Source organism: Capnocytophaga genosp. AHN8471 (assembly GCF_016806945.1).
Taxonomy (GTDB): domain Bacteria; phylum Bacteroidota; class Bacteroidia; order Flavobacteriales; family Flavobacteriaceae; genus Capnocytophaga; species Capnocytophaga periodontitidis.
The window spans coordinates 14537-33665 of the sequence record NZ_JAESPJ010000005.1 but is presented as its reverse complement, the minus strand read 5'-3'; the positions used below and the strand labels follow the sequence as shown (position 1 = coordinate 33665).

Genomic DNA, 19129 nt, shown 5'->3' with positions numbered 1-19129 from the left:
AAGTCTGAAACTTTAGCAAAGTGTAGTGGCGCAAATAAAAAAGCTGTCTATTTAGACAGCCTTTTTTATATTATAAAGGTTTTTGTTTTGAACTTCTGAAGTATTGAATTATTACAACTTTCTGTTCCTCAATAACATCATAGTAAACAACAAATCTTTTATCTAAAAAATACTTCTTATATAATTTTAATGTGCTACTATATTTAGCCAAAAAATAAGGTGTTTCAGAGAGTTCTATTTCCAAAGCTTCCACTGCTCGAATTATTTTAAGAGAGTATTCAAAAGAACCATTATGTTCTTCCCAATAGTCAAGGGTATTATAAAAATCTTGCTTAGCCTCTAAATTCCATCTTACTTCCATATCTCTCTCTCAATTCTTTATGGAGTTCTTCACTGCTTACAGTCATTCCAAGCCTTGATTGCTCTCTTGCTTTTTCTATTTTCTGTAATTCTTCAGCTGATAATTCATAGTAAAAATCATCCTCCTCATCAATAGGGGCTACTTCTACGTTATATTTTTTAAAAAATGTTTCAAAAGCAGGCAAGTCTGTTTCAGGGAATTTTATATTATAATTGAGCATTTTCACTCCCTCTTCATTGTAATTAGTGGTTGTTCTCATACATCTCATATTTTTTGCAAAGGTATGAATAATTTACTAATTTACAACTTTCTTACTAGGGCGTTTGCAAAACGCCCCTACAATATACCTAAAAACTAAGCGTTACGCCTGCTAAGTAATTGGCTTCGGCAGCGGGAATATACACCATTCCATAGCCGTTATCGCCGTAAGGAGTGTATTTGGTATTGAAAATATTATTACCCATTACCGAAAACAATACCGATTTGAAAGTGCTTTTAGGCTTCCACTCGTATTGCAAACTGAGGTTATTCACGAAATAAGCATCGAGTTTGGCTTCCTCACGCTCGGTGTTATCTACATATTGTGCACCCACATATTTAGAAATCAACCCTATTTGAAAACCCTCAATAGGTATAAAAGTAATCGTATTACCGAGCACTACATCAGGAGAATACGAAATGCGAGTATCACCCCAACTAATAGTGCGAGTGGCTACCTCAGCATCCTGACTCTTATAATCTTTGTTTATATTTTTGCTAAAAGCTACGTTAGGTGACCACAACCAACGCTCTGAGAGTTGCACCATCGCATCGGCTTCAATTCCTGCACGATAGCTCTTACCCACATTCTCACGGATAGGATAACCGGTGCTATTGAGCTTACCTGAAAGCACTAATTGGTCTTCATAGCCCATATAATACCCATTGAGATTCAAACGTACTTTTGGGGTGGTGAGTCGCCAACCGAGTTCGATATCGTTGAGTTTCTCTGCGATAGGTTTTTTAGCATTGGGGTCGTCCTGTAAGGCTTCGTAATAACTCTTGTAATCGGAGCGGTTAGGCTCTTTGGTAGCACGAGCATAAGAGAGGTAAAGGTCGTTGTGCTCATTCAAAAAGAAGGTAAGACCCGCTTTAGGGTTGAAACTGTTAAGGCTTTCGTCTATTTTGTATTTATTCGCTTTATACCCTACGTAACGGAATTGTACATCGGCAAACAGGCTCCATTTAGGGGCAAATTGCCAAGTGAGTTTGCTATAACCTGCCGCTTCTTCTTTGGTGTTGAGTCCTTCGTAACTATAACGATTGCCATACACAAAAGACGCTTTTTCTGCCCATAGCAAATCTTTGTAATGCGAGCCTTCATAGCGATTGAGCAATCCTCCAAAGAGCAGTTGTACATCGTTTTTCTGATAGTTCGCCGAAAAAGTAGTACCCCAGAAATCGTTGTTCAATCCTTGTTGGTGAATGATGTATGCTTCTTGTTCCTTGCCAGCCCCGTCGAGTACTTTGGGCAATCCTACCTTAGAATATTTTTTCTTCTCATAGTTTTCCCAATAACCTTTGCCTTTGGTGTAGTGAAAGGAGAGTTGCGTATGCCACGCAGTATTCCACTGTTGCGTCCAGTGCAGTTGGGCGTGGTCTTGCTGATAGTTATCAGTTTCGTTGTCGTAGAAACGTTTGTTACCAGCGGCATCTTTGTATTCACCCGCAGGATTGTAACGGCGATTGCTATTCAAAGTTTCTTTATCCACTCCTAAATAAGTGAGATATACACTTTGTTTGCCACCAAACACCAATCCTTTGATGAGAGTACCTCCGTGACTATAAGCACCTTGCAAGAAGTAAGATTTAAGGTCGGAGGAAGCACGGTCGCGATATCCATCACTCTTGATTACCGAAAAGCGTCCGCTGAGTTCAAAACGGTCGTTGAGTTTTCCGGTGGAAAGTTTAAGGCTGTGTTTATGAGTATTATAACTGCCGTAGAAGTTAGCGAGTTCTCCTGATGCCTGCTCTTGTACAGCATCGGTGAGGACGTTGAGGCTTGCGCCAAAAGCTCCTGCTCCATTAGAAGAGGTTCCTACCCCGCGTTGCAACTGTATACTTTCGGCAGAAGAAGCAAAGTCGGAGAGATTGTACCAAAATACCCCTTGTGATTCGGAGTCATTGAGCGGTACACCGTTGATAGTAACATTAGTACGGTACAAATCGCTCCCGCGTACAAACATATTGCTACTACCAAAGCCCGAACCATCTTCGGAATAGCTCACCACATTAGGTAACTGACCTAACAACAAAGGCAACTGCTGACCGAAATTTTTGGTCTTAATTTCCTCTTTAGAGAGGTTAGAAAAGGTTACGGGAAGTTTTTTGGTAGCCCTCACGGACGATACTAATACTTCGTCTAACTGAATGGGCTTAGGTGAAGGGACGATAGAGTCAGGCTCTATTGTCTGTTGTGCCATTGCCGATGTAGTAAGGCAAATAGCAGTGTACAAAAGTACATTTTTCATTGTAAAATAAATATTTACAAATAAAAGAGGCTATTATTTGGTGTGTTAATAAAATAAAAAAGCCTGTTTATGCTACCCAAAAGCAAAAACAAGCTCCAATTGCTTAGTTTCATTCCTTCAACGGGATTATCCGTTCAAGTTCAATGGGTATAATCTCAGCCTATTACAGCACCCCTTATGAGACGGCGCAAAAGTACAAAATAATTACGAAATACGAATGATGAATGACGAAAAAAATTGCCAAAGATGTGAGCCATACGGGCTGTTTACATCTTTGGCAAAGTATTATTAGCTTGTTAGCTATTCGTTAATTAGGCTTGTCCGGTTATGCCAAACAGAGGGATGGCGTGACGGTCGTCGCTGTTAGAGATTGCTCCATTAGCTTGTTCAAACTTTTGGATATTATCATCTAAAGCAAATAGCAATCGTTTGGCGTGCTCAGGGGTAAGGATAATGCGACTGCGCACTTTCCCTTTAGGCATCCCTGGCATTACGCTCACAAAATCTACTACAAACTCGGTAGATGAGTGGTTGATAATCGCCAAATTAGAGTACACTCCTTTAGCAATTTTATCGTCGAGCTCGATGCTCAATTGTCCTTCTTTTTCTTCTACTTCGTCCATTGTTTATCGTGATTTTTTCTTTTCGACTACAGATTGTTCCATATCCGCTTTAGATCCGACGATGATTTTCTCGTATTCTTTAAGTCCGGTACCAGCAGGGATACGGTGACCAACGATTACGTTTTCTTTCAAGCCATCGAGGGTATCTATTTTACCACTTACTGCTGCTTCGTTCAACACTTTAGTAGTTTCTTGGAAAGAAGCTGCTGAGATGAACGATTTGGTTTGCAATGAAGCGCGTGTAATACCTTGTAACACTGGCATAGCGGTAGCAGGGATGATATCGCGAGCGATAACCAAATTCTTATCGGAGCGTTTAAGGAGTGAGTTTTCATCGCGCAATTCGCGGAGGCTCACTATTTGTCCTGCTTGTAAGTTTTCGGAATCTCCGGCGTCTTCTACTACTTTCTTACCAAACAAGCGGTCGTTTTCCTCGATAAAGTCGTCTTTGTGAACCAACTGACCTTCGAGGTAGAGGGTATCCCCTGGGTCTTGAATTTCGACTTTACGCATCATTTGGCGAACGATAACCTCAAAGTGTTTATCGTTAATTTTCACCCCTTGCAAGCGATATACCTCTTGTACTTCGTTTACTAAGTACTGTTGTACTGCTGAAGGTCCTTTGATACGCAAGATATCATCAGGAGTTACAGAACCATCGGAGAGTGGTTTGCCTGCACGTACAAAGTCGTTTTCTTGTACCAAGATTTGGCTTGAAAGTTTTACTAAGTACTTGCGTTCCTCACCTGAACGAGAAGTAACGATAACCTCTTTATTACCACGTTTGATTTTACCGAATGATACTACCCCGTCGATTTCGGATACGATAGCAGGGTTTGATGGGTTACGTGCTTCGAAGAGCTCGGTAACACGAGGAAGACCTCCTGTGATATCCCCAGCTTTGGCAGAGCTACGCGGTATTTTCACGAGTACTTTACCTTCTTCAATTTTGCTATTGTTATCCACCATAATGTGAGCTCCCACAGGCAAGTTATAAGAACGTAGTGTTTCGCCGTTTTTATCGACGATAAGCAAGGTAGGAATCAGTTTTTTATTACGTGATTCAACAATCACTTTTTCTTGGAAGCCTGTTTGCTCGTCGATTTCTACTTGGTAAGTAACCCCTTGTTCTATATCTTCGTAAGCGATTTTACCAGAATATTCGGAGATGATTACGGCGTTGTACGGATCCCATTGGAAGAGCAAAGTGCCTTTTTTCACTTCTTCTTTGTCTTTTACAAAGATGTGAGCTCCATAAGGGATATCGTGTGTTTGAAGCACCATTTTAGTAGTGGGGTCAAGAACGCGGAGTTCAGAAGAACGAACCACCACATCTACAGGGTTTTGTTCATTATCTTTACCGCTTACCACACGCAAATCTTCTACTTCGATGATACCATCGAAACGCGCTTCGGTTTTGTTTTCTTCGGATACGTTACCGGCAACCCCCCCCGCGTGGAAAGTACGCAAGGTAAGCTGAGTACCAGGCTCACCGATAGATTGGGCAGCAACTACCCCTACGGCTTCCCCTTTCTGTACCATACGACCGGTAGAAAGGTTTCGACCGTAACATTTTGCACAAATACCGTGTTTAGCTTCACAGGTAAGTGCAGAGCGCACTTCTATCATATCGATAGGAGCGGCTTCTATTTTATCTACTATTTTTTCAGTAATTTCTTCACCAGCACCCACAATGAGTTCTTCGGTGAGAGGGTTGTAGACATCGTGGAGCGACACACGTCCTAAAACGCGCTCGCCAAGAGTTTCTACTACTTCCTCGTTCTTTTTGAGGGCACGTACTTCTACCCCGCGCAAGGTACCACAATCTTCGGTGTTGATGATTACGTCTTGAGATACATCGACCAAACGACGAGTTAAGTAACCTGCGTCAGCAGTTTTCAAAGCAGTATCGGCAAGACCTTTACGAGCCCCGTGGGTAGAGATGAAGTACTCGAGGATTGACAAACCTTCTTTAAAGTTTGACAAGATAGGGTTCTCGATGATTTCGCCCCCTCCAACGCTTGATTTTTTAGGTTTAGCCATCAAACCACGCATACCGGTAAGCTGACGAATCTGTTCTTTAGAACCACGCGCTCCGGAGTCAAGCATCATATACACAGAGTTGAATCCTTGTTGATCGGTACTGATGCGTTTCATCGCCAATTCGGTGAGTTGCGCATTAGTAGATGTCCACACGTCAATCACTTGGTTATAACGTTCGTTATTGGTGATGAGCCCCATATTATAGTTCATCATAATACCATCAACGAGACCGTTAGCTTCAGCAATCATATCGGCTTTTTCTTGTGGGATGATGATATCCCCTAAACTGAATGACAATCCACCTTTGAAGGCAAAACGGTACCCCATATTCTTGATTTTATCCAAGAAGTCACCTGTTACAGGGATGCTGGTTGCTTTGAGGATACGACCGATGATGTCGCGGAGAGATTTTTTAGTAAGTACTTCGTTTACATAGCCCACTTCTAAAGGCACGAGCTCGTTGAAGAGCACACGCCCAGTAGTAGTTTCTACTACGGGGTAATACACATTGCCATTTTCGTCGAGGTCGCGTACTTTCACTTTGATGAAAGCGTTGAGGCTCAATTTGCCTTCGTTGTAAGCGATATTTACCTCTTCGGCAGAATAGAAAGTGAGACCTTCGCCTTTGACAGGATACTCAGGGGTAGATTTACGACCTTTGGTGATGTAGTAAAGCCCCAAGACCATATCTTGTGAAGGTACCGTAATAGGTGAACCATTGGCAGGGTTGAGGATATTGTGAGAAGCCAACATCAAGAGTTGAGCTTCGAGGATAGCCTCAGGGCCAAGAGGCAAGTGCACCGCCATCTGGTCACCGTCGAAGTCGGCATTGAACGCTGTACACACCAATGGGTGCAACTGGATAGCTTTCCCCTCGATAAGTTTAGGCTGGAATGCCTGAATACCCAAACGGTGCAATGTAGGGGCACGGTTGAGGAGGACAGGGTGACCTTTGATCACGTTCTCCAAGATGTCCCATACTACAGGTTCTTTTTTGTCGATGATTTTTTTAGCTGATTTCACCGTTTTTACGATACCGCGCTCGATGAGCTTACGGATTACAAACGGTTTATAGAGTTCGGCTGCCATATTCTTTGGCAAACCGCATTCATACATTTTGAGTTCAGGACCTACCACAATAACGGAACGCGCAGAGTAGTCCACACGTTTACCGAGGAGGTTCTGACGGAAACGCCCTTGTTTACCTTTCAATGAATCGGAAAGGGATTTGAGCGGACGATTAGATTCGGTTTTAACTGCTGATGATTTACGAGTGTTATCGAAGAGTGAATCAACAGACTCTTGCAACATACGTTTTTCGTTGCGCAAAATCACATCAGGTGCTTTGATTTCCATCAAGCGTTTGAGGCGGTTGTTGCGGATGATTACACGGCGGTATAAGTCGTTGAGGTCGGAAGTTGCAAAACGACCTCCATCTAGCGGTACCAATGGGCGCAATTCAGGTGGGATTACAGGAATCACCTTCATTATCATCCATTCAGGTTTGTTTTCGCGGTTTTTTTGAGATTCGCGGAACGCTTCTACCACTTGTAAGCGTTTGAGCGCTTCGGTTTTGCGTTGTTTAGAACTTTCGTTGTTAGCTTTGTGGCGCAAGTCGTAAGAAAGTGCGTCTAAATCCAAACGTTCGAGGAGTTCGAGGAGACACTCGGCGCCCATTTTAGCGATAAACTTATTAGGATCGGTATCTTCTAAGTATTGGTTATCAGCGGGAAGACTCTCGGTAATAGCGAGGTATTCTTCTTCTGAAAGGAAGTCTAAATATTGTAAATCTTCACCTTCTGGGCCTTTGGCAATCCCAGGTTGGATAACTACATAGCGCTCGTAGTAGATAATCATATCCAACTTTTTGGAAGGGAGCCCTAACAAATAGCCGATTTTGTTAGGTAGTGAGCGGAAATACCAAATGTGAGCGATAGGCACTACGAGGTTGATATGACCCACTCTTTCGCGGCGTACTTTTTTTTCGGTAACTTCGACGCCACAACGGTCGCAAACGATACCTTTATAGCGAATGCGTTTGTATTTACCACAAGCACATTCATAGTCCTTTACGGGACCGAAAATACGCTCACAAAACAACCCATCGCGTTCAGGTTTGTGAGTACGGTAGTTGATAGTTTCGGGTTTAGTAACCTCGCCGCGTGAAACGGCTAAAATAGATTCGGGGGAGGCTAAACCGATCGAAATTTTATCAAATTTAGGAACAGCTGTTGTTTTTTCTCTTGCCATATTGTTATGGTGAATATAATAAGTTTATGTGGCCTCATTGGGGAGTCCCCACGAAGCCTATTTACAAAATATCGTGCAAAAGTACTACTATTTTTTGAAATGGCAATAGTTTTTTGGAAATATTTTTTTAAAAAGTTTTTAAGTAGTTGAGGGTTGGGAAATTAGCAAATTAGAGAATTAGGGAATTAGCAAATTAGGGAATTACTGTAAGGCAAGAGGAATTCTCAGAATTATCGCAGTTATCAAAGTAAAGGTAATTGATCTACTCATTAGCGAATTGTTTCATTGTGTACAATATCAATTCGGTAGTGCTTTTTTCGGTGACTACCCAAATAGACTTATCGTAATCTACATCTATAGCGATGGGAGAAATAGACTCTACGGGAAAATCTTTTAGCAAGTTGCCTTTTTCGTCGTATAGGTAAGCTTTTTGAGTATTCTGTTCGGTTACTGATACGTAGTTCATTCCGCGAATGCGAAACAATTTAGGACGGCTGTATTTTCCTTCGGGGAGTTCGATACGCTGATTACCTATAGTGAGTATATTTCCTGAAAGTGAGGTAAGTACATAGCGGTTGCCGCCCCAATAAAAAGGTTCGGTAAGCGATAGGTTTTTGCGGGTCATTCCACCTTTTTCGTCTATAGAGATAAGCGTACCATCACTATTAGTGAACATAAAGAGGTCACCTAACACCAAAGGCGGATTGTTAGAAAAACTATAGGTGCCTTTCACTGTAATACGCTGCTCGCCATTGCGGTGCAAAATGTTGAAAGTGCCATTGTTAGATGAGTAAATGAGATAGTCTTTTCCATTGAACCGATAGTGTTTAGGGGTAAACAAAGGTTTTCCATTAGCGCGCTGGTTAAAGCCTTTCACTTCTTGACCTTTCTTATCTAAAAGGTGAAGAGTATTACCTTCGGCAAATAGGAATCGATATTCACGATTACTTTCGTAATCAAAGACTTCTAAGGGGGTGATAGGATTTTTATACTGCAAAGGGAAAGGGGCTACCTCCTTGCCATTGCGATCGACGACCCAAATAGATTTTTCGGTAGTGAAAGCCATTTGCAGGAAGCCATTTTTAAATAAATCTACTTGATAAATAGGGCTTTGTATTTTTCCGTCTAAGCGTTTTTTCCACAATAGTGATCCGTTATTACCTATGAGATAAAGGTAGTTATTCTCATCTTGCACAGCGATTTCCAATCGCTTGGTGCGGTGATTTAAGAGAATGACGGGCTCGCTTGCCATAACATCGTCTAAGGCAAAGCGGAAACGCTCGCGCATCTCATCAGAAAGGGTGCTTTCAGTTTGTTTTTCACTTACAAAATTCAGCACGTAATAGTCGTTTTGAGGTGTTTGTTGGAAGAGAGCCCAACGGTAATTTTCGGCTATTGCAGGAAAACGACTGCTAAAAGAAGGGTTGTCGTAAAGATTGGCAATGCGGGAGAAAGTAACATTTGAAGCGCTGTTTTCCTCTAATAAACCAAAGGCTTTATTCGCTGATAACACATTCCCTCGCTGCATATCGTTCACTACAGAGATAAGTAGTTCTTTGGTTTTGGTGAGTACCAATTGCTTTTGATAGACACCTGCATAACGCGGAATGAAATCTTTTACAAATGAAGTGAAGAAACCGACGGGCAGGTCGGGGTTGAGTTCGTACATCGGGAAGTTGTATTGGAAATCCTCGGAGAGCACGGGTAGTTGTTGGAGGGTTTCATCTACATCAAATGAGGAAACTACTGCAAATTGACCTTCGGTTACGCGCCCAAAAGCAACCCCATTGATAGAAGTTCTAAAGGGACTTTCTTGTGCTATACTGTCGTTTTGTGTTAGTTTTTCGGCATCGTCAAAAGTGTAAGCACTGATGCTGAGCACACGGGCAGGCATTAGGCTTAGCGCATTGTTTTGGTAGGGGACAGTGTGGAGCATCACATCGGTATTTGCCTCTTTATCAATAGTAGTTACCCCGTTGAGACGCACATTATTTTCTTCTAAAAAGAGATCAAAAGCTACCCAATTTTTGCAATTAGCAAGTAGTTTTTCACCAAAGAAAGGTTCGAAATAATCATTGGCGGCGTTTTTTTGCAAAAATAGGTTTGCTACACATTCAGTACCGCTAATTTGTTGTAGTTTTTCTAAATCCTGTTGAGCATCGCTCTTGTTTTGTTTGTTTAAAGAGGTGTACTCAGAAAGTTTTTCGCCATCGCTGATAAGCAAGTAATCACCATAAATTGTATAGAACCACTCTTTGCCAAACAAGGCTTGTTTTTGCACTTGTGCAGAGGCGTTTTTCCAAATAGCTGATTTCTCGTTATTTTCTTTTTTACAAATAAAAAAGCAATTGCCTTCAGTAGAAAATGCTACCCATATATCATCATTTACGGGTAAAGTTCCTAAGAGTTTTACTTCGTGCAAGCGCAATGTACGAGGGTTATGAGTTTTCCAAAAGCTATTGTTCGTAAGGGCACTCAGGAAGTTGTCGCGGTTGTTGATATGGTAGATGAGCTCAGTATTTTCGGGAAAAGTAAAAGGGGTGAGGGTTGCTTTTTTTTCTTTAGAAGTACAAGCAACCAAAAAGAGCAAGGTTATTATGTAGAAACAATACTTCACTACTTAAAATTATTGATGATGAAAGTGCAAAGATATGTAATAATTGGCAAATTAGCAAATTAGAAAATTAGCGAATTACGGATGATGAAAATACTCATAGACTTTTTTTCCTCTAAAACCTACGACTTTTGTGAGTTCTTCTAATGTAGCCTCACGGATGCGTTTTACGGATTTGAAGTGTTGGAGGAGCGTTTCTTTGGTTTTATCGCCTATCCCCCCTACCCCATCGAGTTCGGATACGATAGCTGATTTGCTGCGTTTTTGGCGGTGGAACGTAATACCAAAACGGTGTGCTTCGTCACGCAATTGCTGAATTACACGCAGAGTTTCGGAACGCTTATCTAAATACAAAGGGACACTATCTTCAGGAAAATAAATTTCCTCTAAACGTTTGGCAATGCCTATAATGGCTATCTTACCGCGCAATTCTAACTGTTCTAAGGCTTTTAGAGCTGATGAGAGTTGCCCTTTACCTCCATCAATGATTATAAGTTGAGGCAGCGGTTGCTGTTCGTCTAACAAACGGCGGTAACGGCGGTAGACAGCTTCTTCCATAGAAGCAAAATCGTTAGGCCCTTCAACGGTTTTTACATTGAAATGGCGATAGTCCTTTTTACTTGGTTTGGCATTTTTAAAGACTACACAAGCTGATACAGGGTTCGTGCCCTGAATATTAGAGTTATCGAAACACTCTATATGCACAGGAGGGACTGAGAGGTGCAAATCGCGTTGCATCTGGGTAAGGATGCGGTTTGTATGGCGTTCAGGGTCTAGTATTTTTTCTTGTTTGAACCTATCTTGACGGAAGTGTTTGGCATTGCGCAAAGAGAGTTCCAAAAGTTGTTTTTTCTCACCTGCTTTAGGGATGGTGGCTTGCAATCCGTCAGAAAGGGTTACATCAAAAGGTACGATAATTTCCTTAGATACAGAGAAGAAACGTTCGCGAATATCAATAATAGCATATTCTAAAAGCTCTCTATCAGTCTCGTCCAATTTCTTTTTAATCTCCAAAGTATGAGCGCGCACAATCGCTCCATAAGCCACTTGCAAGAAATTTACATACCCATATTCTTCATCGGAAACGATAGAGAATACATCGACATTGGTAATTTTACTACTCACAATGGTAGATTTAGCTTGGTAGTTTTCTAAACTTTGTATTTTCTGTTTGATGAGATGCGCTTCTTCAAAACGCATTTCGGCAGCTAATGTCATCATTTCTTCTTTGAAGTGCTTAAGCGCGTCTTTGAAATTTCCTTTGAGAATTTCGACTATTTGCTGGATATTATTATTATAATCTTGTTCGCTTTGGTATCCTTCACAAGGTCCTTTGCAATTTTTTAGATGGTATTCCAAACACACTTTAAACTTGTGATTAGCTATGTTTTGGGGTGACAAATCGTAGTTGCAATTGCGCAAGGGAAAGAGTTCTTTTATCAAATCTAAAAGTGTATGCACCGTTTTCATACTGGTATAGGGGCCGAAATACAAGGATCCGTCTTTCACTACTCGCCGTGTGGAGAAGACACGAGGAAAGCGTTCTTTTTTCACGCATATCCACGGATAGCTTTTATCGTCCTTCAAAAGAATGTTGTAGCGAGGTTGGTATTTTTTAATAAGGTTGTTTTCGAGTAGTAAAGCATCGCTTTCGGTAGCTACCACGATGTGCTCAATACGTACGATTTTGCGTACCAAAATGCGTGTTTTAGCATTATCGTGTTCTTTTTGGAAATAAGAGGAGACGCGTTTTTTGAGATTGACAGCTTTGCCTACATAGATAAGGGTATCGGAGGCGTCATAGAACTGGTAGACGCCAGGGTTATTAGGCAAGGTTTGTAATTGAATATCTATGGACATAAGGGTTAGAGATAGAAAAGAGGCTACCGAAAGTGGCAGCCTCTTTTTTTGGTTTTATAAAGATAAAAACGTTCCTAAAACTATTTTACCAAGTTGATTTCAACGCGGCGGTTAAGTTCTCTACCTTTCTTAGTTTTGTTAGAAGCGATAGGTTTTTCAGGACCAAAACCTTTAGCAGTAAGACGAGCAGGGTTTATACCTTTATCAATTAAGTAAGCTTTAACTGAATAAGCTCTATCTTCAGAAAGTTTTTGGTTTTTAGCTTTGTTACCACTTGTATCAGTATAACCTTCTATTGAGAATTTAGCGTTTTTGTATTCGTTCAATACTTCAACGATATTGTTCAATACAGTAGCTGATTCAGGACGGATAGTAGCTTTGTTTACATCGAACAAGATAGTTTTTGCGAAGTCGTTCAATTTCTTTTGAACTTCTTGAGTTACTTCAGGGCAACCGTTGTTAGAAGCAGGACCTGGTTTATCAACGCATTCATCGTCTTTATCAAGTACACCGTCACCATCGGTATCAGGCCAAGGGCAACCATTGTTTTCTTTAGGACCAGCTACGTCTTTACATTGGTCTACGTTATCAGCAACACCGTCACCATCGGTATCAGGGCAACCGTTGAATTCTTTAAGACCAGCTTCGTCTGGGCAAGCGTCATCTTTATCAGCGATACCGTCACCATCTCTATCAGGGCAACCTTTTAATTCAGGGAGACCAGCTTCGTCTGGACAAGCGTCGTCTTTATCAGCAATACCATCGTTATCGCGGTCAGGACAACCGTTCAATTCTTTTTTACCTGGTTCGTCTGGACAAAGGTCATCTTTATCGGCTACGCCATCTTTATCGCGGTCTTTTTTACCGAATTTAATGGTAATACCAGCAGCGTGTTGGAAGTAGTCTTCTTGAGAATCAGATTTGAAAGTTGGGTTGTAGGCAGTTTGCAAGTTGATACCGATATTTTCGGTAAACCAGAAGTTTACACCACCGCCGCCTAAAGCGCGGAATTTACCTTCGTTATCGATAGCGGCATATCCACCACCTACTTGTAAGAATGGGTCAAACCATCTTGCGGCTTTCCAAAGAGAGTTCAAGTGGTATTTCACAGCTAAATTGGCAGCCCAAAAAGACAAATCTACTTTATTGTCAAGATCTTTGCTATAACCGAAACCTTTTTCGATTTTGTTCAATGATCCAGATAATTCAGCAGAGAAACCGGCACCAATGTATCTACCTACAGAAAGACGAGAAACAGCGGGAAGGATGTTGATATCACTTGGTCCACCCCAGTCTTTCATCAAGTCCCCAAAAGCATCTGGAGTACGTATATCAACTGTATTTACTCCAAATCCTATCTGCCAAGGACTGTTTTCATCTTGCGCTTGAACTCCTACTGAAAAAGCAGCAGCCAAAGCAAATAAAGTTAATTTGATTTTCTTCATACTTAAAAATGAATTTTGATTACTATTTAAATTTGGGGGCAAATATAAGTATTATTTTAATATCTATAAATTTTTAAGGTTATTTTTTTTTGTTAAAATTGATAAGAACTAAAAAAAAGACTTAAAAACAGAGTGTTTAAAACAGTATTATATCTTGCCTCGTTTGTTGTTATTTACTTGATTACGAATTAATTAAAAATGTTTTACAACCATTTTACCAAGGCAAAATCTTGGCGGTGTGGCAATAAATTATTTTTAGGGAAAATACGTATTGCTAAGTGTAAAGCACCAGGATATTCGGAAGCTATCTCTAATTGATAGGTAGCTTTATTACCTTCTTGAGCTACTACAGAGAACTCACTAGTAGAGAGGACTTTAAACTTATCATCTTTTTGTTGAGCGACGACGAGTTCTACACCTACATCTTCAGGGCGCAATTCGCCTAATTCTAAAGTAATTTCGCCTTTATAGTTTTTTCCTATAGAGATAAGTTGTTCGTTTCGATTAGGGACTTTGAAATTGACTACCTTTATATTATCCCATTCTTGGGTTACTTTTCGTTTCCAATTAGAGAGCTCGATAGCAGTTACAAACTGATTGTCTTTCAGTTTATTTACGCGTTCGGTCATAGGGTAATAGTATTGGTTTTCGTAATCGGTGAGCATACGCGTAGTGGTGAAATTCACAGCGACTTTGGCGATTGTATTTTTGATAAGGGCGCACCAGCGAGATGAAACACCATCTTTATTCTTATCGTAGAATATAGGTGCAATTTCGTCTTCGATGATATTATAAATGGTTTCAGCGTCCATTTCGTCCTGATATTGTTGGTTTTCGTAGGAACGTTCCATTGGCAGTGCCCAACCGGCATCTTCGCGGTAGCCTTCTACCCACCAACCATCGAGTACGCTGAAGTGCATAGTACCATTCATTGCTGCCTTTTCACCACTGGTTCCTGAAGCTTCGAGCGGACGTGTAGGGGTGTTCATCCATACGTCGACTCCTTGTACCATGTGGCGTGCAAGTTCCATATCGTAGTTAGGAATGAACAATATTTTACCTAAGAATTGTGGTAATTTAGAGATTTCGACAATATTTTTAATCAAATCTTGCCCCGCTTTATCGGCAGGGTGAGCTTTACCAGCGAATATGAATTGTACAGGGCGTTCAGGATTATTTACGATTTTATCTAAACGTTCTATATTGGTAAAGAGCAAGTGTGCGCGTTTGTAGGTCGCAAAGCGGCGTGCAAAACCAATGGTAAGGATGTCCTCACGCAAGTTTTCTTTGATTTCGACTAATTGGCGAGGAGAGAAATAGGGAGTATTTTTCTCTAAGCGCAATTTTTGTTCGACGCGGCGCAAGAGTTTAGAGCGGAGGGCTGTTTTGATTTCCCACACGCGTTGATCGGATACTTTGTAGATACCTTCAAAGCTCTTAGGGTCGTAGTGGTGAGTTTTGTAGTCTTTACCAAAGACTTCGTTTTCCACTTCTTTCCAGAGACCGGCTGTCCAGGTAGGTTGGTGTACTCCGTTGGTCACATAGCTAATATGCGATTCTTCAGGCATATAGCCAGGCCACAAATCTTTGAGGATTTCTTTGCTCACCTCACCGTGTAGCCAGCTCACTCCATTGACTTCCTGAGAGAGGTTGGCGGCGAGGTTACTCATTGAGAATTTCTCGTGAGGGTCGCTCAGGTTGATTTTACCGAGAGCGAGGATTTGTTCCCAATTCACGTGCAATTTATCGGTATAATTACCGAGATAAGCGAGCAATAAACCTTCTTCAAAAGCATCGTGACCTGCAGGTACAGGAGTGTGCGTAGTGAAGAGAGAAGAAGCGCGTACCACCTCCATTGCCTCAGAGAAAGTAAGGTTGTTGTGTTCGATAAATTCGCTAAGACGTTCTAAACCGATGAAAGCAGCGTGTCCTTCGTTGCAGTGGTAAATATCACTATCGATACCTAATTTTCGCAACATTTTGATACCGCCTAAGCCTAAGAGCATTTCCTGTTTGAGTCGGTTTTCCCAGTCGCCACCGTACAAGTGGTGTGTGATAGAACGGTCGTCTTCTCGGTTATTTTCGAAATCGGTATCGAGGAGATAGAGTTCTATACGACCTACATCAACGCGCCATACGCGGGCATAGAGGGTACGCCCAGGGAGCTCGATAGAGATCACTATCCACTTACCTGTTTCGGGGTCGAATACAGGAGTTACAGGGATTTTAGAGAAATCTTGAGCCTCGTAGTCGGCTTCTTGGTTACCTGCTGAGGAGAGTTTTTGGGTGAAATAGCCATAGCGGTATAGCAATCCAACCCCAGTGATTTTTGTAGCTTTGTCGCTGGCTTCTTTCAGATAGTCGCCCGCCAAGACACCCAGACCTCCTGAGTAGATTTTCAAAGAAGAGTGCAAGCCATATTCCATACTAAAATATGAAATAGAGGGGCTTACCATTTCGGCTTTTTTAGCCATATATTCTTGAAAATCACCATATACTTTAGAGAGGTTACGCATAAAAACAGTATCGTTTTCCAACTCTTTGTAACGAGAGAGGGAGATGCTATCGAGTAGAGCGATAGGGTTTTTGCGCACTTCTATCCATTTTGCTTTATCAATATATTTGAACACCTCGTAAGCCTCATCATTCCAGCACCACCAAAGGTTTTTGGCGAGTTCCTCAAGGGGTTGTAAGGCTTCAGGGATAGCGCGGTGGATGATCACACTACGCCAATTAGGAGTGTTTACCACTTTGGATTTTTCTAAATAAGCTACGCCTTCGGTTTCTACTGGAGGGAGGCTTTCTACTCTATCCTCTATATTTTCGAGGGTGAGTTCGTAACATTTGATATAATACTGTACTAAGTTTTTCCAAAGGGCGATTTCGGAGACTTTAGCGGCAGTTTCGCGCAAAGCTTGGAAATCGTCGTCTTTGCTATCTAATAGATTTTGTATGTTTTTAGCGATGGCACCTACTACTTCGCCATAGTTGCTATCGGTACGATTGACTACTTCTATAGCTTTTTGTTTTTGAGGGTAGTAGTCGTTTACCCACTTGCCAAATCCTGCTAAAGTAGTGGTGATGGTAGGTACTTTGAAAGCCAAACTTTCGAGCGGGGTATAGCCCCAAGGCTCATAGTAAGAAGGGAAAGCGGTACCATCGAGACCGAGTAGCAAATCGTAATAAGAGAGGTTGAATACGCCGTCGTTACCATTGAGGTAGCTTGGGCAGAAAATCACTTTCACCTTATCTTCTTTACGGTTGAAGAGTTGTTGTTCGTTGATGCGTTTTACAATGGCATCGTTATAGACATCGGGGAGGATGTGAGTGAGATGTTTTTGTTCGTTAGGGGTTGTTTGTTCGGGAGATTGGAGGTTATTGAGCAATCCTTGGTTAGGAGCGTCGTAGGCTGTAGGGATAAGTATATAAGCCAAGAGCTCTTTTTTGTTTTTAGGGTTGCGATTTAGAGCACCTAAGGCATCGATAAAGGCATCGATTCCTTTGTTGCGGAACTCATAACGACCGCTGATAGCAACGATTTTGGTATTCTCACTAATGGGTTGAGTTACCAACGCTTGTGCGACGTTGATGAGGCGTTCTTTAGCTATTTTGCGTTTTTTATCGAAATCTTTATCGGCGGGGACAATAGCATCGTTGAAGCCATTAGGAGTGATGATATCGGTTTTTCTACTGAGGAAATGCTGAGCTTCTTGAGCAGTAATTTCGCTTACAGTAGTGAAGCAATCGGCAACTTTAGTAGTTTCTTTTTCGAGGAAGTGTTTGTGTTGTACCCCGAAACGATAAGCCATTTCTTCGGGGTTGTAGTTTTTCATATCGTTGTAGAGGGGGTAGCCATTGCCAGCGATAGCACGACCTACGACGGTGGCGTGAGTAGTGAAAACAGAGCCTATTTTAGGCATAGTTTCTTCGAGATAGAGCAAGGCACTACCAGTCATCCATTCGTGGAAGTGGCAAATTACGTTTTCGCGTGAGGCAGTGTTGAACTTCACAAAACTTTCGATTACCTTTCCAACGGCATATCCAAAGAGCACTGATTCTACATAATCCCAGGGGCTACTAAAAGAGTCGAGTTTATAGTTATCCCAATAGTAGCGCAAGATATCGTTTTTAGCGCTCATATAATGAGAGAAATCAACAAGGAGGACGATGGGGTTATCTTCAATTTTCCAATTACCGACACGCACGCGCAAACCTTCGGAGGCAGCTTTAGTGCGCCAAGATTTGAAGAGTTCGGGGTTTTCTACAAACTCTTTATTTTCGTTGTGTTGCCAAATATCAGGACCAATCAAGATGTATTTACTTCTGAATTTTTTGGCAATAGCAGGGGCTTTAGTAGCGATAACGGTGTGGATACCGCCAACTTTGTTGCACACTTCCCAACTGGTTTCGAACACATAGTCGGGATTGAATTTCTTTGTCATACTCATTATATTTAGTGGCTAGTTTTTAGTGGTAAGGTGTTAGGTGATAGGGGTCAGGTGGCAGTTAATGTTCTCTTTATACAAAATATGTTGCAAAGGTACAAAGTTTTTTTTGATTACAATACTTTTGGGGAGAATTTTTTAGGTAAGAGATAAGAGGTAATAGCATTCGCTTTTAAAGGCTTAACCTCCGTTGAAGGTGTTCAAAAAATTTTTTGTAAGGGCATTTGCAAAACGCCCTTACATAACATACTCTAAAAGTGATTGATTATCAGAACTGTAAGCTTTTTCAAAGTGTAGGGACAAAAAGGTGATTTTGAGATTTTTTGGACGGCTTCTAATCCGCAAAAGTAAAATTTTAAAGAGAAAACATCTAATATTCGCTACTTTTTTTGTAGTTTATTAATAAAGCATAAGTCTATTATTTTAAATACGAATACCGTGAGGTAGTACAAATTTGTTTTATTAAGACAATGAGAATTGACAAATTATTGCTATTTTTGTCATAAATAAATTCTTTTCTTATGAAAAAACTACTCTTTTTATTGTTATTACTTCCTTTGTTAGGGAGTGCTCAAGATTTTGAATACTTTGGCGTTAGAGCTGCTTTCACCCATAGCAACAAGTCGCATAACTTAGGTTTTATAGGAGCTTCACTCAATTCTTTTGACGAAGGAAATGGTTATTTTTTAGCCATTCCTACAGCTTCAACCTTTTACGCAGGTGCTCATATAGGGTCAGATTTTGATAGCACTTCTAATAAAGTACTGATAATCCCTGAAATAGGGTTTGAAACTAGTATATTTATATTTGGAGCAGGAATCTCCATTAATACTCAAGCTATACAACCCAGAATGGGACTCTCTTTTTTTAATATACACAACGCTCATATAGGCTATTCTATACCTTTAAGAGAAAAAGCCTCCTTTGAAGGATTAACTATTACTTTTACTTTGAATCTTTTTAATCTTAGTTTTTAAC

The 19129-nt window shown here is 41.0% G+C and carries 10 protein-coding genes and 1 riboswitch; of the genes, 1 reads left to right on the top strand and 9 read right to left on the bottom strand.

Annotation, left to right across the window (positions count from 1 at the left end; all coding sequences use genetic code 11):
- Positions 1-70: 70 nt before the first annotated feature.
- The 9 genes from JMN12_RS01355 to glgP form a co-directional block, all read right to left on the bottom strand.
- Positions 71-361 carry a type II toxin-antitoxin system RelE/ParE family toxin gene (locus JMN12_RS01355; RefSeq protein ID WP_198474147.1) on the bottom strand — a complete coding sequence of 97 codons (291 nt, stop codon included), beginning with the start codon at positions 359-361 and terminating at the stop codon, positions 71-73.
- A complete protein-coding gene (locus tag JMN12_RS01350; protein ID WP_238423779.1) occupies positions 333-620 on the bottom strand; it encodes a hypothetical protein in 288 nt (95 codons plus the stop codon). Before JMN12_RS01350 ends, JMN12_RS01355 begins: the two co-directional genes overlap by 29 nt.
- Before the next feature lie 88 nt (positions 621-708).
- Positions 709-2871 carry a TonB-dependent receptor gene (locus JMN12_RS01345; RefSeq protein WP_203136378.1) on the bottom strand — a complete coding sequence of 721 codons (2163 nt, stop codon included), beginning with the start codon at positions 2869-2871 and terminating at the stop codon, positions 709-711.
- Between the two features lie 95 nt (positions 2872-2966).
- Positions 2967-3057: riboswitch (TPP riboswitch) on the bottom strand.
- Positions 3058-3182: 125 nt separating this feature from the next.
- The gene (locus tag JMN12_RS01340) at positions 3183-3494 is read right to left on the bottom strand and encodes a DUF3467 domain-containing protein (RefSeq protein ID WP_009412436.1); all 312 of its coding nucleotides are present in this window, start codon (positions 3492-3494) and stop codon (positions 3183-3185) included.
- Between the two features lie 3 nt (positions 3495-3497).
- On the bottom strand, positions 3498-7787 hold the full coding sequence (rpoC, locus tag JMN12_RS01335; protein WP_009412435.1) for a DNA-directed RNA polymerase subunit beta': 4290 nt from the start codon (positions 7785-7787) through the stop codon (positions 3498-3500).
- Positions 7788-8049: 262 nt separating this feature from the next.
- A complete protein-coding gene (locus JMN12_RS01330; RefSeq protein WP_203084066.1) occupies positions 8050-10404 on the bottom strand; it encodes a hypothetical protein in 2355 nt (784 codons plus the stop codon).
- A 75-nt stretch (positions 10405-10479) separates the two neighbouring features.
- The gene (gene uvrC, locus JMN12_RS01325) at positions 10480-12261 is read right to left on the bottom strand and encodes an excinuclease ABC subunit UvrC (protein ID WP_203084067.1); all 1782 of its coding nucleotides are present in this window, start codon (positions 12259-12261) and stop codon (positions 10480-10482) included.
- A gap of 80 nt (positions 12262-12341) precedes the next feature.
- Entirely contained in the window at positions 12342-13706 is a 1365-nt protein-coding gene (locus tag JMN12_RS01320; protein ID WP_203084068.1) for an OmpA family protein, read from the bottom strand.
- Between the two features lie 203 nt (positions 13707-13909).
- Positions 13910-18154 (bottom strand): alpha-glucan family phosphorylase, encoded by a 4245-nt coding sequence (gene glgP / locus JMN12_RS01315; protein WP_203136373.1) that lies wholly within the window; start codon positions 18152-18154, stop codon positions 13910-13912.
- Positions 18155-18672: 518 nt separating this feature from the next.
- On the opposite strand from glgP, the gene JMN12_RS01310 reads away from it, so the two are divergent.
- Entirely contained in the window at positions 18673-19128 is a 456-nt protein-coding gene (locus JMN12_RS01310) for a hypothetical protein (protein ID WP_203136367.1), read from the top strand.
- The last annotated feature ends 1 nt before the right edge of the window (position 19129 follow it).

Bases quoted from the DNA above. Each gene is read 5' to 3' on its own strand.
- JMN12_RS01355 (WP_198474147.1), bottom strand. From the start codon at position 361: ATGGAAGTAAGATGGAATTTAGAGGCTAAGCAAGATTTTTATAATACC.
- JMN12_RS01350 (WP_238423779.1), bottom strand. From the start codon at position 620: ATGAGAACAACCACTAATTACAATGAAGAGGGAGTGAAAATGCTCAAT.
- JMN12_RS01345 (WP_203136378.1), bottom strand. From the start codon at position 2,871: ATGAAAAATGTACTTTTGTACACTGCTATTTGCCTTACTACATCGGCA.
- JMN12_RS01340 (WP_009412436.1), bottom strand. From the start codon at position 3,494: ATGGACGAAGTAGAAGAAAAAGAAGGACAATTGAGCATCGAGCTCGAC.
- rpoC (WP_009412435.1), bottom strand. From the start codon at position 7,787: ATGGCAAGAGAAAAAACAACAGCTGTTCCTAAATTTGATAAAATTTCG.
- uvrC (WP_203084067.1), bottom strand. From the start codon at position 12,261: ATGTCCATAGATATTCAATTACAAACCTTGCCTAATAACCCTGGCGTC.
- JMN12_RS01320 (WP_203084068.1), bottom strand. From the start codon at position 13,706: ATGAAGAAAATCAAATTAACTTTATTTGCTTTGGCTGCTGCTTTTTCA.
- glgP (WP_203136373.1), bottom strand. From the start codon at position 18,154: ATGAGTATGACAAAGAAATTCAATCCCGACTATGTGTTCGAAACCAGT.
- JMN12_RS01310 (WP_203136367.1), top strand. From the start codon at position 18,673: ATGAAAAAACTACTCTTTTTATTGTTATTACTTCCTTTGTTAGGGAGT.